At 63.7% G+C, this 14,032-nt stretch carries 13 protein-coding genes; 1 reads left to right on the top strand and 12 read right to left on the bottom strand.

What is annotated here, in order from left to right:
- Positions 1 to 33 precede the first annotated feature (33 nt).
- The 3 genes from HWV67_RS26655 to HWV67_RS26645 all read right to left on the bottom strand — a co-directional run bounded on the left by HWV67_RS26655 (position 34) and on the right by HWV67_RS26645 (position 2,339).
- The gene (locus tag HWV67_RS26655) at positions 34 to 192 is read right to left on the bottom strand and encodes a YqaE/Pmp3 family membrane protein (RefSeq protein ID WP_003177654.1); all 159 of its coding nucleotides are present in this window, start codon (positions 190 to 192) and stop codon (positions 34 to 36) included.
- 171 nt (positions 193 to 363) lie between these two features.
- A complete protein-coding gene (locus HWV67_RS26650) occupies positions 364 to 1,644 on the bottom strand; it encodes an aspartate aminotransferase family protein (RefSeq protein WP_175653438.1) in 1,281 nt (426 codons plus the stop codon).
- Positions 1,641 to 2,339, bottom strand: coding sequence for an MOSC domain-containing protein (locus HWV67_RS26645; protein WP_095156182.1), 699 nt, complete (start codon positions 2,337 to 2,339; stop codon positions 1,641 to 1,643). Before HWV67_RS26645 ends, HWV67_RS26650 begins: the two co-directional genes overlap by 4 nt.
- A gap of 103 nt (positions 2,340 to 2,442) precedes the next feature.
- On the opposite strand from HWV67_RS26645, the gene HWV67_RS26640 reads away from it, so the two are divergent.
- Positions 2,443 to 3,363 (top strand): LysR family transcriptional regulator, encoded by a 921-nt coding sequence (locus HWV67_RS26640; protein WP_110971511.1) that lies wholly within the window; start codon positions 2,443 to 2,445, stop codon positions 3,361 to 3,363.
- A gap of 228 nt (positions 3,364 to 3,591) precedes the next feature.
- Here HWV67_RS26640 and HWV67_RS26635 read toward each other — a convergent pair whose 3' ends face one another.
- The 9 genes from HWV67_RS26635 to bioB all read right to left on the bottom strand — a co-directional run bounded on the left by HWV67_RS26635 (position 3,592) and on the right by bioB (position 13,990).
- A complete protein-coding gene (locus HWV67_RS26635; RefSeq protein ID WP_175653437.1) occupies positions 3,592 to 5,370 on the bottom strand; it encodes an acyl-CoA dehydrogenase C-terminal domain-containing protein in 1,779 nt (592 codons plus the stop codon).
- 130 nt (positions 5,371 to 5,500) lie between these two features.
- Positions 5,501 to 6,784 carry a GGDEF domain-containing protein gene (locus HWV67_RS26630; protein WP_175653436.1) on the bottom strand — a complete coding sequence of 428 codons (1,284 nt, stop codon included), beginning with the start codon at positions 6,782 to 6,784 and terminating at the stop codon, positions 5,501 to 5,503.
- A 228-nt stretch (positions 6,785 to 7,012) separates the two neighbouring features.
- On the bottom strand, positions 7,013 to 8,818 hold the full coding sequence (locus HWV67_RS26625) for a phenylacyl-CoA dehydrogenase (RefSeq protein ID WP_175653435.1): 1,806 nt from the start codon (positions 8,816 to 8,818) through the stop codon (positions 7,013 to 7,015).
- Positions 8,819 to 9,092: 274 nt separating this feature from the next.
- Positions 9,093 to 9,389, bottom strand: coding sequence for a pyrroloquinoline quinone biosynthesis protein PqqE (locus tag HWV67_RS26620; RefSeq protein WP_110971507.1), 297 nt, complete (start codon positions 9,387 to 9,389; stop codon positions 9,093 to 9,095).
- A gap of 139 nt (positions 9,390 to 9,528) precedes the next feature.
- A complete protein-coding gene (gene bioD / locus HWV67_RS26615) occupies positions 9,529 to 10,209 on the bottom strand; it encodes a dethiobiotin synthase (RefSeq protein ID WP_175653434.1) in 681 nt (226 codons plus the stop codon).
- Position 10,210: 1 nt separating this feature from the next.
- Positions 10,211 to 11,035 carry a malonyl-ACP O-methyltransferase BioC gene (gene bioC / locus HWV67_RS26610; RefSeq protein ID WP_175653433.1) on the bottom strand — a complete coding sequence of 275 codons (825 nt, stop codon included), beginning with the start codon at positions 11,033 to 11,035 and terminating at the stop codon, positions 10,211 to 10,213.
- Positions 11,028 to 11,759 carry an alpha/beta fold hydrolase gene (locus HWV67_RS26605; protein WP_175653432.1) on the bottom strand — a complete coding sequence of 244 codons (732 nt, stop codon included), beginning with the start codon at positions 11,757 to 11,759 and terminating at the stop codon, positions 11,028 to 11,030. Before HWV67_RS26605 ends, bioC begins: the two co-directional genes overlap by 8 nt.
- Positions 11,752 to 12,924 carry an 8-amino-7-oxononanoate synthase gene (bioF, locus tag HWV67_RS26600; protein ID WP_175653431.1) on the bottom strand — a complete coding sequence of 391 codons (1,173 nt, stop codon included), beginning with the start codon at positions 12,922 to 12,924 and terminating at the stop codon, positions 11,752 to 11,754. The genes HWV67_RS26605 and bioF overlap by 8 nt, the downstream gene beginning before the upstream one ends.
- A gap of 7 nt (positions 12,925 to 12,931) precedes the next feature.
- Entirely contained in the window at positions 12,932 to 13,990 is a 1,059-nt protein-coding gene (gene bioB, locus HWV67_RS26595) for a biotin synthase BioB (RefSeq protein WP_175653430.1), read from the bottom strand.
- Between the last annotated feature and the right edge of the window lie 42 nt (positions 13,991 to 14,032).

The following is a 14,032-nucleotide window of genomic DNA, read 5'->3' as shown; positions in this document are numbered from 1 at the left end:
CATCGCTGCGATGCGGCGATGAGGCTCAAAAGCTCAACGCTTGGCGATGATATACACCGCATGCACGATCCCCGGAATGTACCCCAGCAGCGTCAGCAAGATGTTCAGCCAGAACGCCCCGCCGAATCCCACCTGCAGAAACACCCCCAGCGGCGGCAGGAGGATGGCGATGATGATGCGGATGAAGTCCATGAAACATCTCCTCGAATGATGTCCTGTTCTGACCCCGACCTCTGCGCCGTGGTTCCCACAGCATAGCCAGTCGCCATTGCCGCAAAAAAAACGCCCCAGACCAAAAACAACAGGTCTGGGGCGACGCGCAGAAACGCGAGACGGTTCGTTTGATTCGTGACTGAGGCCGGGTCAGGCGTTGGCTTCGCGGCGCCGGCTCAGTTGTGCGGTATGGACACGGGAGAAGGCCCGGGCCAGACGCAGCAGCATTTCGTCGATATTGCCGTGGCTGACGGTCAGCGCCGGCGAGAAGCGCAGCACATTCGGCTGCGGCGCATTCAGCAGCAGGCCTTCCTGCAAAGCCGCCTTGACCACCTCGGCCGCCAGCGGCTCGTTCAGTTCCAGTCCCCACAACAGGCCTTGGCCGCGGACTTCGCCCTGACCGTAACGTCCGGCCAAGCGGCTCAAGCCATCGCGCAGGTGGCGCCCGGCGTCTTGCACCTGGCTCAGGAAACCGCTGTCCAGCACCGTTTCCAGCACCGCCAGGCCCGCCGCGCTCATCAGCGCGTTACCGTGGTGGCTGCCTTCCAGCTCACCGGCCTCGGCGCAGCAAGCGGTGCCGCGGGCCAGCAGCGCGGCGATCGGTACGCCGCCGCCCAAGCCCTTGCCGAGGGTCAGAATGTCGGCGCGCACACCGTAGGTTTCTTCGGCGAGCAACGCACCGCAGCGGCCCACGCCTGTCTGCACTTCATCGAGGATCAGCAAAATGCCCAGCTCGCGGCACAGCCGCTCCACGCCCTTGAGGTAGTGCTGGGTCGCCGGGATCACACCGGCCTCGCCCTGAATCGGCTCCAGCATGATCGCCACGGTGCGCGAGTCCACTGCCGCATGCAGCGCCGGCAGGTCGTTGAACGGGACTTTGCTGAAACCCGGCAGGCCCGGCTCGCAGCGGTTGCACGGCAACGGGTCGGAAGCGGCCAGCGCCCCGAGGCTACGGCCATGGGTCGCCTGGCTGGCGGTGATGATGTGGTAAGCGCCGTTGCGATGAAGCTGACCCCATTTGCGCGCTAGCTTGATCGCCCCTTCACAGGCTTCGGCGCCGCTGTTGAGCAGATAGGCCTGGTCGCTGCCGGTGCTCTGGCACAGCAGATTGACCAGCTTGAGCTGGCCACGGTTGTGAAAGCCCGCGCCGGAATTGATCAGCGCCTGGGCCTGGCCGCTCAGGGCCTGGACCAGTGCCTTGGGGCTGTGACCGAGGCTGTTGACCGCGTTGCCCTGGGTGAAGTCGAGGTAGGCACGGCCTTCGCTGTCCCACAGCCAGGAACCCTGGCCACGGACGAAGACCTGCGCGGCACGTTCGATGGCTGGCATCAGGTGCTCGCGGGACAGCGGGTCGACCGGGTCGGCCAGTGCCGGAGCCGGCGCTGCTTCAGCGGCGCGTGCCGCCTGGCGCCGCAGGTTGAACAGGTTCATGCGCGCAGTCCTTCCAGTGGCAGGCCGAGCAAGCGTGCGCTCCAGTCTTCGACCCTGCCGCTGCGCAGACGCTTGATCGCGATATCGCGCCAGCGTGACGACAGGGCCGGACAATCCACCAGCTTCTTCAAACCCGCATGCTCCAAAGGTTCACGGTAAAAAGTGTGCAGCGCCCAGGCCACGGTGAGGCCGGGATAACTGCGCTGTATCAGTTCAAAAGGCTCGTCGGCGCTGACGAAGCCGGGCTTGAGCACCCGATAGAACCAGCCGCAGCGGCCACTGTCCTGCGCCTGTTGCGGCAGCTCCGATAGTCCCCAGCGGTGACTCAGGCGGTAGCAGGGCGAACGCGGCTGGCTGATTTGCAGCAACGCCCCGCCCCAGCGGAACAGGTCGCCCAGGCACACCTGTTCTTCGGTGACGCCGTGGGTCGAGAGGTTTTCGCCAAACGCCGGTGCCCGCCAGTCGATCTGTGGATAACGTTTCCGCCACCAGGCGTAGTGCTCGGCCGGATAGTGGTGCAGGGCCCGTTCGGGGCCGGTATGGAAACGTGGGTCGCCGTGTTCATCGCTTCCAAGCCCCTGCGGCCATAACCAAAGCCGCCGCGCAACCTCTTCCTTATCGATATCGGTCATCAAACCGTGACCGAGATTCTTTGCCTTGCCTATGTAAACGCCATCCACATATACGGTGTTCATCGCGCCTTCTGGCCCTGTAAACCTTGTGAATACGGGCATAGACTAGGCGTCTCGGGCCGTCGCGGCCATTTCGTTTTTCGAGCTTTTTCGATAAGTAGAAGTTATGGATTTTCGCCAACTGCGTTATTTCGTCGCGGTGTATGAAGAAGGCCATGTCGGCCGCGCCGCCGAGCGCCTGTCGCTGTCGCAGCCCGCGCTGTCGCAACAGATCCGTCAGCTCGAGCACAGCCTCGATGTCAGCCTGTTCGAGCGCGGCAACAAGCGCCTGCTGCCGACCCTGGCCGCGCACACCCTTTACAACCACGCCGTGCCCCTGCTCGACGGCCTGCAGCGGGCCCGCGAAGCACTGCGCAACTTCAAGGGCCAGGCCCTGCGTACCCTGGCCATCGGCGTGCTGCAAACCGTGCGGCCGAGCCTGGTGCCGCAGCTGCTCGACCGGGTGCGCAAGGCCCAGCCGCACCTGGTGGTGCAGATCTACGAACTGTCGGGGATGGAGATCGAGCGGCGTCTGCTCAACGGCACGCTGGACATCGGCATCAGCTACCTGCCGCCGCGCCAGGCGGGGCTGCACGGGCTGCTGCTGTACGAGGACGAGTTACAAGTCGTGATTCCGCACACGCACCCGCTGCGCGAGTTCAAGAAGGTCTCGCTGAAACAGGCCGCCGAACTGCCGATGATCCTCCTCGGTGAGGAATTCCAGGTGCGGCAGATCTGGCAAGGCCAACTGGCCAACCTGGGCCGGCGCCCGCAGGTGCAAGCGGAAATGAACAATATGGGCGGGATACTCGACAGCCTGGCGCACACTTCGCTGGCGACGGTGTTGCCGGGGCGGGCGCAGGAGGGGTCGGAAGATCCGGAACTGCTCTGGAAGCCGTTGAGCGAGCCACGGGTGCCGCTGAAGGTCGGGCTGGTGTTCCGTGATGCTCAGCGTCAGCAGGCGTCGGTGGAGTTGCTGCACACGCTGCTAGAGGAAGAGATCGCCCCACGGCCGATGGGCGTGTCGCCGCTGGATGTACTGGGATAAAAACGCAGGCAAAAGAAAACCCCGCCGAAGCGGGGTTTTGCAGACTGTTTCCCTTTTGACTTCCCTTTCGCCCCACCATCCTGGTGAGAATCCTTCGTTCATCCCTGGTTGTTCATTGCGCGTCCTGCGCGACGTCCATGTGAGAAAGATTAACTGTGGATCCAATATTCCGGAAGACGCCAAAGACCACCACGCCATGTAAGTAAATGCTTACATGGCGCATTTACGTCAGAACTGCTCGGCGTCGAGCAGGTACAGCGAGTCGCTACCCGCTTTGACCGAGGCGCACAGCGACTGAAGACGCGGCAGCAGACGGGCGAAGTAGAAGCGTGCGGTGCCCAGCTTGCTGGCGTAGAAGGTGTCGTCGCCCTGCTTGGCCAGCGCGGTGCGCGCCATCAAGGCCCACATGTAGGCGTAGGCGGTGTAGCCAAAGGCGTGCAGGTATTCCACCGACGCGGCGCCGATCTCGTTGGGGTTGCCCTTGGCGCGATCGAGCACCCAGGCGGTCAGTTCGTCGAGGTCATTCAAGGCGGCGTTGAGCGGCGCGGTGAACTCGGCCAGCTCGCTGCCCGCCGTGGCGGTGAAATGGCGAATCTCGTCGGCGAGCAGCGCGTAGAACGCGCCGCCGCTGCCGACGATCTTACGGCCCACCAGGTCCAGCGCCTGAATGCCGTTGGTGCCTTCGTAGATCTGGGTGATGCGCACATCACGCACCAGTTGCTCCTGGCCCCATTCGCGGATGTAGCCGTGGCCGCCGAACACTTGCTGGCCGTGTACGGCAGTTTCCAGGCCGAGGTCGGTGAGGAAGGCCTTGGCCACCGGAGTCAGCAGCGCAACCAGGTCCTCGGCGCGCTTGCGGGTGCTGGCGTCGACGCTGAACTTGGCTGTGTCCAGTTGCATGGCAACGTAGGTGGAAAACGCCCGGCCGCCTTCGTTCAGGGCCTTCATGGTCAGCAGCATGCGGCGCACGTCCGGGTGGACGATGATCGGGTCGGCAACCTTGTCCTTGGCTTGCGGGCCAGTTGGCGCGCGACTCTGCAAACGGTCACGGGCGTACTCGACGGCGTTCTGGTACGAGCGCTCGGCCGAGGCCAGCCCCTGGATACCAACGCCCAGGCGCTCGTAGTTCATCATGGTGAACATGGCCGCCAGGCCCTTGTTCGGCTCGCCGACCAGATAGCCGACCGCTTCATCGAAGTTCATCACGCAGGTGGCCGAAGCCTGGATGCCCATCTTGTGTTCGATCGAACCGCAGGTGGCCGGGTTACGTGCACCCAGGCTGCCATCGGCATTGACCAGGAATTTCGGCACCAGGAACAGCGAGATGCCCTTCGGCCCCGCCGGTGCGTCCGGCAGCTTGGCCAGCACCAGGTGGATGATGTTCTCGGTAAGGTCGTGTTCGCCGCCGGTGATGAAGATCTTGGTCCCGCTGACCTTGTAGCTGCCGTCAGCCTGCGGCTCGGCGCGGGTGCGGATGATGCCGAGGTCGGTGCCGGCATGCGGCTCGGTCAGGCACATGGACCCGGCCCAGACGCCGGCGTACATGTTCGGCAGGTACTTTTCCTTCAGCTCGTCGCTGGCGTGAGCGTTGATCGACAGGCAGGCGCCGGCGGTCAGCATCGGGTACAGGCCGAAGGACAGGCTGGAGGAGTTGACCATTTCCTCGACCTGGGCCGAGACCACCTTGGGCATGCCCATGCCGCCGTACACCGGGTCACCGCCAACACCGACCCAACCGCCCTCGGCGTAGGTGCGGTAGGCCTCGATGAAACCGGCCGGGGTGCGGACCGCACCGTTGTCCCAGTGGCAGCCTTCTTCGTCGGCGGCGCGGCTCAGTGGCGCGATGCTCTTGCCGGTGACCTTGCCGGCTTCTTCCAGCACCGCCATGGCGGTGTCTTCGTCCACCGTCTCGGCCAGCGCGGGCAGATCGGCCCACAACTTCGAGACTTCGAAGACCTCATTGAGGACGAAGCGCATATCGCGCAGCGGCGCTTTATAGTCAGCCATGGCAACCTCTCAAACCGTGAGTCGTGGGTGATCCCATTGTAGGACCGGTACTAAGAACCAAGGTCCAAAGTCTAACCCAACAACTTTTGCGACACATAGGGTCATCAAGAGACCGAATAGTCAGTTACGGTCACGCCACGCGCATCGCTCCACGCCGATCTTTTTGCCCATGGGCCATCACACAGTTGCGTCCCGCGCCTTTGGCGCTGTAGAGCGCCTGGTCCGCAGCCTTGAGCACTTCGTCCGGGCCACGATGTTCGGGCTGGCGCTCGCAGGCGCCGATACTGACGGTCACCGAAACGCTGGTGGCGCCCGCTGTGCCGCGGCGCTGACGGCCTTGCTGGTCGTCCTGCGGGCGGTTGTCCTGGTTGCGCAACTGGATGGCGTAGTTGGCGATCATCTCGCGCACCGCTTCCAGGTGCGGCATGCATTCCTCTATGGTCTTGCCGGCAAACACCAGGGCGAATTCCTCACCGCCGTAGCGATAGGCACGGCCGCCACCGGTCACCTTGGACAGCTTGCTCGCCACCAGGCGCAGCACCTGGTCACCGACATCATGGCCATGGGTGTCGTTGAATTTCTTGAAGTGGTCGACGTCGGTCATCGCCAGCACATAGTTGCGGCCCAGGCGCTGCATGCGTTCGTTCAGCGCGCGACGACCGGGCAGGCCGGTGAGTTCATCGCGGAAGGCCATCTGGTAAGCCTCGTGGGACACCGCGGCGGCGATCATCAGCATCACCTGGCTGCACATGATGTTCAGGGTGAACGGCAGGATGAACGTCTGCGGCAACATCCAGAAAATGCCGATCAGGCCAATGATCTGCGCCGCGTGCAGGGGCCGCGGCTCGCGCAGGTACTGCACCACCAACACGACGAAGGCGAGGAAAAACACCGGGTAGGACAACTGGATCAGGCTCATCCACTTGCCGTGCAGCGCCGGCCAGCGAATCTCCGCCAACCAGCCCAGCAATGCCTGTGGGTAACTCTGCTCCAGGCCCAGCGCCACGCTGCCCACCGCCAGCAGCACGGCGAAGCGCGCCACCATGTCCTGGAACAGATGGGTGCGTTCCTGCCAGGCGCCGAACAGCGCGAACAGGATCGGCAACAGCAGGCAGACAAGGTGGAACACCACCGCCGCATCCTCGCGGACCCGGCCGTTGTCACGATAGAAATCAGTCTGGGTGTCGAGCAGGTAGTAGGCGATGTACACGGTGATCATCAGGAACAGCTCGCGCTGACGCCGATACACCGCGCAGTAGGCGCCGCCGAGCAGCAGCACCAGGGTCGGCAGCACGTTGAACAGCGACGTGAAGAACACCGACAAGTCCCGCACATAGGCGGCCGCGAGCCCGGACAGCAGCAAGCAGGCGCCGGGAAGGAAGTGACTGACTTTTACAGCGGAAAAACGGAACAAGAGAACTCTCCGATCCAGCAGATCGATAATGTCATTGTGCCTCTACTGTATCGGCAATGCACATGAATAGATAAATTTTTGACGTCAATTTCTTTAACGACAGCAATAGCCTGAAGCTTGAACCTCATCTGTTGGATCAAACCAACCTCATTGCCGGCGACAGGATTTCAGCAGACAAAAAAAAACGCCTGCCGGTTAGGGCAGGCGTTTTTCGGTACAGCAGAGCAATCAGTAAGACAGGCCGAAGTTCGCTTCGTCCATCGCCATCAGGTTGTTCGCACCGGACAGCATGGTGGCAACGTGAGTGCGAGTACGCGGCAGGATGCGCTGGAAGTAGAAGCGCGCGGTCTGCAGCTTGGCGGTGTAGAAGGCTTCTTCGCTGGTGCCGGCAGCCAGTTTCTCGGCAGCCAGACGGGCGATGTCAGCCCAGAAGTAAGCCAGGCAGGCGTAGCCGGAGTACATCAGGTAGTCCACCGAAGCGGCGCCGACTTCTTCGCGGTCCTTCATGGCGGCCATGCCGACCTTCATGGTCAGTTCGCCCCACTCTTTGTTCAGCGCGGCCAGTGGCTCGACGAATTCCTTGGTGGCTTCGTTGCCTTCCTGGGACTGGCAGAACTTGTGAACGATCCGGGTGAAGCCCTTCAGCGCTTCGCCCTGGGTCATCAGCACTTTACGGCCCAGCAGGTCCAGGGCCTGGATGCCGGTGGTGCCTTCGTACAGCATCGAAATACGGCTGTCGCGAACGTTCTGCTCCATGCCCCACTCGGCGATGAAGCCGTGGCCACCGTAGATCTGCACGCCGTGGTTGGCGGCTTCGAAGCCGACTTCGGGCATGAAGGCCTTGGCGATCGGCGTCATGAAGGCCAGCAGTGCGTCGGCTTTCTTCTTCTCTTCTTCGTCCTGGCTGTACTTGACGATGTCCACTTGCTTGGCGGTGAAGTACCCCATGGCGCGGTTGCCTTCGGCGAAGGCCTTCATGGTCAGCAGCATGCGGCGCACGTCCGGGTGGACGATGATCGGGTCAGCCGCCTTTTCCGGCGCTTTCGGGCCGGTCAGCGAACGCATTTGCAGGCGGTCGCGGGCGTATTTCAAGCCACCCTGGAAGGCCACTTCGGCGTGGGCCAGGCCTTGCAGCGCGGTCCCCAGACGAGCGGTGTTCATGAAGGTGAACATGCAGTTCAGGCCCTTGTTGGCTGGGCCAATCAGGTAGCCGGTAGCAGCGTCGAAGTTCATCACGCAGGTGGCGTTGCCGTGGATGCCCATCTTGTGTTCGAGGGAACCGCAGGAAACAGCGTTGCGCTCGCCGATGGTGCCTTCGGCAGTCGGCAGGAACTTCGGCACGATAAACAGGGAAATGCCTTTGGTGCCGGCCGGTGCATCGGGCAGGCGGGCCAGGACGATATGGACGATGTTGTCGGCCATGTCGTGTTCACCAGCGGAAATGAAGATCTTGGTGCCGGTGACTTTGTAGGAACCGTCGGCTTGAGGTTCGGCCTTGGTGCGCAGCATGCCCAGGTCGGTGCCGCAGTGTGGCTCGGTCAGGCACATGGTGCCGGTCCATTCGCCGGACACCAGCTTGGTCAGGTAAGCCTCTTGCTGCTCGGGGGTGCCGTGCTCGGAGATGGTGTTCATCGCGCCGTGGGACAGGCCAGGGTACATGCCCCACGACCAGTTCGACTCGCCAACCATTTCGCTGACTGCCAGGCCCAGCGACTCCGGCAGGCCCTGGCCGCCATGATCGACGTCATGCGCCAGGCTCGGCCAGCCGCCTTCAACGAACTGCTTGTAGGCTTCTTTGAAACCAGTAGGGGTTTTCACGCCCGACTCGCTCCAGGTACAGCCTTCCAGGTCACCAACGCGGTTCAGCGGGGCCAATACCTGTTCACAGAACTTGGCGCCTTCCTCGAGGATGGCATCCACCATGTCAGGCGTGGCGTCCTGGCAACCCGGCAGGCTCTGATAGTGCGCTTCATAGCCGAGCAGTTCATCACGGACGAAACGAATATCACGCAAGGGGGCTTTGTATTCAGGCATAGCGATGAACCTCTGCTGATGAATCCTGGATGGGGTGGGAGAGACCGCGACACACCGACCAGCTCTTGGCGGCTTTCGGTCAAACAGTTGTTTGAAACATACGTTTACGCCGAAAGCTTGTCAAGCACCCTGCCGGTGGCGCTTTTGTCATCCTCCGTTTGCATCAAACCCTACAAGAAAGTGTAGAAAACACGCAGCCGAACGCCCGGCACAATTGCCAAGGCGCTGATGAATAAAGGGTATCGGGGAAAGATGAAGCCTGAAGCGGCGGGCCTCAGGCGTAGGTATCGATCAGCGTGCCGAGCATTTCGTCCGACGCTTTGGCCACTTTGACACCGAGTTCGACCTGCTGCTTGCCCAAGGCCTGCTCAACGGTGTTGGTGGCCAGGTCCAATTGCTGGCTGCGATCGACCGAACGCAGGCGCTCGGCCTGGTAGTCGCTGGACTGGCTGGTGACGGCACGCTCGACGGTCGTGTTGGCGATCTGGCTGGCAGCCTGATCGACGCGGTGCTGACCGGCCTGAATGGCGCCCAGGCCGGCATAAAATGCGGAACTGCCCGAGATTTCCATTTCAAATACTCCAAAAAGCTTGAAGGCGAGAGTGGCAATACAATGGCTATTGAAGCAGACGTCGGCGCAAAAGGCCCGTCAAAAACACTAATGGCACCCTGCCCTGCAATAGAGAACCGCTAGCGACCGGCCGATCTCATCAGTCCAGCAGGTCGATCTGCAGATGCTCCGCCACCGCTTCCGCGCTCGCCGGCTTGAGCCGAGGTATCCGTCCCAGACAGGGCGCGGGCAGCCGCTCGGCAAGGCTGGCGAGGTTCTCTTCCAGCCGCGAGGTGCGCGAATCGATGATATTGGCCACCCAGCCCGCCAGTTGCAGGCCATCGCGGGCAATCGCCTCGGCGCTGAGCAGCGCGTGATTGATGCAGCCCAGCCGCACGCCGACCACCAGAATCACCGGCAGATTCAGCGCGACCGCCAGGTCGGACAGATTGGCGTGGTGCGACAGCGGCACGCGCCAGCCGCCTGCGCCTTCGATCAGGGTGAAATCCGCCTGCTGGGCGAGAATCTCGCGCATCGGCTCGAGCAGGCCCTGCACGCTGAGTTCGATATCGGCTTCGCGGGCGGCAAGGTGCGGCGCGATGGCCGGCTCGAAGGCAAAGGGGTTGATCTGTTCGTAGGGCAACTTGATCGAACTCTGCGCGATCAGTGCCAAGGCGTCGGCGTTGCGCAGGCCCTTGGGCGTCACTTCGCAGCCAGAGGCCACCGGCTTGGCGCCGAGGGTGCTGAGGCCGGCCAGTTGCGCCGCGTGCAAGAGGCCGGCGGCGACGGTGGTCTTGCCGACATCTGTATCGGTTCCGGCGATGAAATAGGCCGCGGCCATGTCACTCCCCTTCTGTCAGCGGCTTGTGCAAAACCCCGTACACCACCTGATAGGTGGCCGGCAGGCCTTGCGGCTGGCGGAACTGCTCGTAAGCCTGCAACAGTCCCTGCATCCGCGCCCGTCCGGTCAGCCCGGTGGGTCGACCGGGGTTGAGATTGTGCGCGCCGAGCGCTTTCAATTCATGGGTCAGACTGCGCACATCAGGGTAGTGCAAGACATGCGGTTGTGCATGCAGCCCAAGCACCTCAAGGCCGCTTTCACCGCACAGGCGCTGATAGTCCTCGAGCCGGCGGAAGCGGTTGACATGCACCAGCCCATCCACCGCCTCCCAGCTTGCCCGCAACTCATGCAAGGTGCCGACGCACAGACTGGAAAACGCCAGCACGCCGCCCGGCTGCAACACGCGCCGCGCCTCGCTCAGCACCGCGCGAAAGTCCGCGCACCACTGCACTGCCAGGCTGGAGAACATCAGGCCCGCGCAACCATCCCGCAGCGGCAGCCGCTCGGCGTCACCGGCCACATGAAAATGCGCGCCGCCCGCCTCACGGGCATGGCGCAGCATGCCTTCGGCGATATCGACGGCGACGCCCAGCCCCTGTGGATAACGCACCTGCAACTGACGGCTGAAATGACCGGTGCCGCTGCCCAGGTCAACCCAGCACTGCGGCTGCAGATCCTTCGGCAGCAGCCCTTGCAAGTGACCGCCCACCGCGCGCTGCAATTCGGCGACGCTGTCGTAGCTGGCGGCGGCCCGGGAAAACGATGCGGCCACCTGGCGCTTGTCGGGCAAGGCGCCGGGCAAACCCGGCAGGGATAGATCAGTCATCGCCGCTCTCATGCAGGAAGGTCTTGATGGCCGCGGCCAGGTCTTGCGGGTATTCGAGGATGAAGGCGTGGGAGGCGTCTTCCACCAGCCCCACTTCCACATCCGGGAGCAAGTCGCTGAGGGCCCGGGCGGCCTTGGCCGGCACCAGTTCATCGGCGCCGGCGAACAGGTGAAGTTGTGGCCCGCCATAAGCTTGCAGGGCCGCGCGGGTGTCCAGTTGGCCGAGGATTTCCAGGCCATTCACCAGCAGCACGGGATCGGTGTCCGGTACGCCGACTTCCAGTTGGCGCAAGATGCTTTTCTGTTCCTGCGCGCCCTTGCTGCACAGCGACTTGAAGCGTTTGAGGGTGACGGAGGTGTGGCCCCGACAACCATCGACAAACGCCTCGAAAGTGTCCGCTGCCATACCATCCGGCCAGTCGGGACGGGCGACGAAGCTGAGGTTGCTGGCCAGGGTCAGCAGCCCGCAGCAACGGTCACCGCGGCGCGCGGCCAACTCGGCGGCAAGCATCCCGCCCAGCGACCAACCGCCGAGCCAGGTGTCCTTGGGCAAGCGCCGGTCCAGCTCGTCGAGCCAGACGTTCGGGTCGTCAGTGACCCGTTCCGGCAACGCCGCCAGCTCGACCCGAAGGCCGGCGTCCTGCGCCCGAAGGCTGGCCGCCAGCGGCTCCAGCGCGGCACTGCCCAGGCCCCAGCCCGACAGCAGAATCAGATGGTTACGCATCGACAGGCTCCAACAGCGGATAGCACTCGGCCAATGCATTCAACAATAGCTGCACCTGCGCCGGGCTGTGCGCGGCGGTCAGGGTCACGCGCAGGCGGGCGCTGCCGGCAGGCACGGTGGGCGGCCGAATCGCCGTCACCATCAGCCCACGCTCGCGCAGCATCCGCGACAGCGCGAGGGCGCGTCCCGCATCGCCGATCAGGATCGGCTGGATCGGCGTGAAGCTGTCCATCAGTTGCAGGCCGATCGCTTCGGCACCGCCGCGGAACTGGGCGATCAGCGCCGCCAGATGCTCGCGCCGCCAGTACTCGTCGCGCAGCAGGCTGAGGCTTTTCAGCGTGGCGCAGGCCAGCGCCGGGGGCTGGCTGGTGGTGTAGATGTACGGACGGGCGAACTGGATCAGGCATTCGATCAGTTCTTCGCTGCCGGCCACAAACGCACCCGCCGTACCGAACGCCTTGCCCAGGGTGCCGACCAGCACCGGCAGCTCTTCCAGGCTCAAGCCAAAGTGCTCGGCCACGCCGCCGCCGCGACGGCCCAGGGTGCCGAAGCCGTGGGCGTCGTCCACCATCAGCCAGGCGCCTTTTTCGCGGCTGCGGTTGACCAGTTCCGGCAGGTCGGCGATATCGCCGTCCATGCTGAACACGCCATCGGTGACCACCAGGGTATTGCCTTCGGCTTTATCGAGGCGGTTGTCGAGGCTGTCGCCGTCGTTGTGCAAATAGCGGTTGAAGCGCGCACCACTGAGCAACCCTGCATCCAGCAGCGAGGCATGGTTGAGGCGGTCTTGCAGAACGGTATCGCCCTGCCCCACCAGCGCGGTAATGGCGCCGAGGTTGGCCATGTAACCGGTGGTGAACAGCAGCGCCCGCGGGCGCCCGGTGAACTCGGCCAGGGCTTCTTCCAGTTCGTGGTGCGGCGTGCTGTGGCCGACCACCAGGTGCGACGCGCCGCCGCCCACGCCCCAGCGCTCGGCGCCGGCACGCCAGGCGGCGATCACGTCGGGGTGGTTGGCCAGGCCGAGGTAGTCATTGCTGCAGAAGGCCAGCAGCGGCTGGCCGTCCACCACCACCTGCGGCCCCTGCGGGCTTTGCAGCAGCGGGCGCTGACGGTACAGGTCAGCGGCGCGCCGCTGTTCGAGGCGCGCACGGAGATCGAAGCTCATGGCAGCCTCAGACCGACGCGGCGTTGTAGAACAGCTCGCTGCTCTTCTGCTCGATCAATGCCTGCTCGATGGCGGCCTGATGCACTTCGTCGGCGTGCTCTTCGCGGGCTTCGGGCTTGATGCCCAGGCGTGCGAAAAGCTGCATGTCCTTGTCGGCCTGCGGGTTGGCGGTGGTCAGCAGTTTCTCGCCGTAGAAGATCGAGTTGGCCCCGGCCATGAACGCCAGCGCCTGCATCTGCTCGTTCATCGCTTCGCGCCCGGCGGACAGCCGGACATGGGACTGCGGCATAAGAATACGGGCGACCGCCAGCATGCGGATGAAATCGAACGGATCGACCTCCTCGGCGTTTTCCAGCGGCGTGCCGGCGACTTTCACCAGCATGTTGATCGGCACCGACTCCGGGTGCTCCGGCAGGTTGGCCAGCTGGATCAGCAGGCCGGCGCGGTCGTCCAGCGACTCGCCCATACCGAGGATTCCGCCCGAGCAGATTTTCATCCCGGCGTCACGCACATAGGCCAGCGTCTGCAGGCGCTCGCTGTAGGTGCGGGTGGTGATGATGCTGCCGTAGAACTCCGGCGAGGTATCAAGGTTGTGGTTGTAGTAATCCAGGCCGGCATCGGCCAGGGCGACGGTCTGCTCCTGGTCGAGCTTGCCCAGGGTCATGCAGGTTTCCAGGCCCAGGGCCTTGACCCCTTTGACCATCTGCAGGACGTAGGGCATGTCCTTCGCCGATGGGTGCTTCCACGCCGCACCCATGCAGAAACGGGTGGAGCCGATGGCCTTGGCCCGGGCGGCCTCTTCCAGCACCTTCTGCACTTCCATCAGCTTCTGTTTTTCCAGCCCGGTGTTGTAGTGACCGGACTGCGGACAATATTTGCAATCTTCCGGGCAGGCGCCGGTCTTGATCGACAGCAGGGTCGAGACCTGTACGCGATTGGGGTCGAAATGCGCCCGGTGCACGATCTGCGCCTGGAACAGCAGGTCATTGAACGGCTGTTGGAACAGGGCTTTGACTTCGGCCAGGGACCAGTCGTGACGAAGCGTTGCAGTTGCGCTGGCGCTCATGGGCGTTTCCTTGTTTAGGCTTGTACTGGCGCCGGAACAGGA

Source organism: Pseudomonas sp. Marseille-P9899, assembly GCF_903166565.1.
Taxonomy (GTDB): Bacteria; Pseudomonadota; Gammaproteobacteria; order Pseudomonadales; family Pseudomonadaceae; genus Aquipseudomonas; species Aquipseudomonas huaxiensis.
The sequence above is the reverse complement of the archived record's forward strand: the minus strand, read 5'-3'. Positions and strand labels throughout refer to the sequence as shown.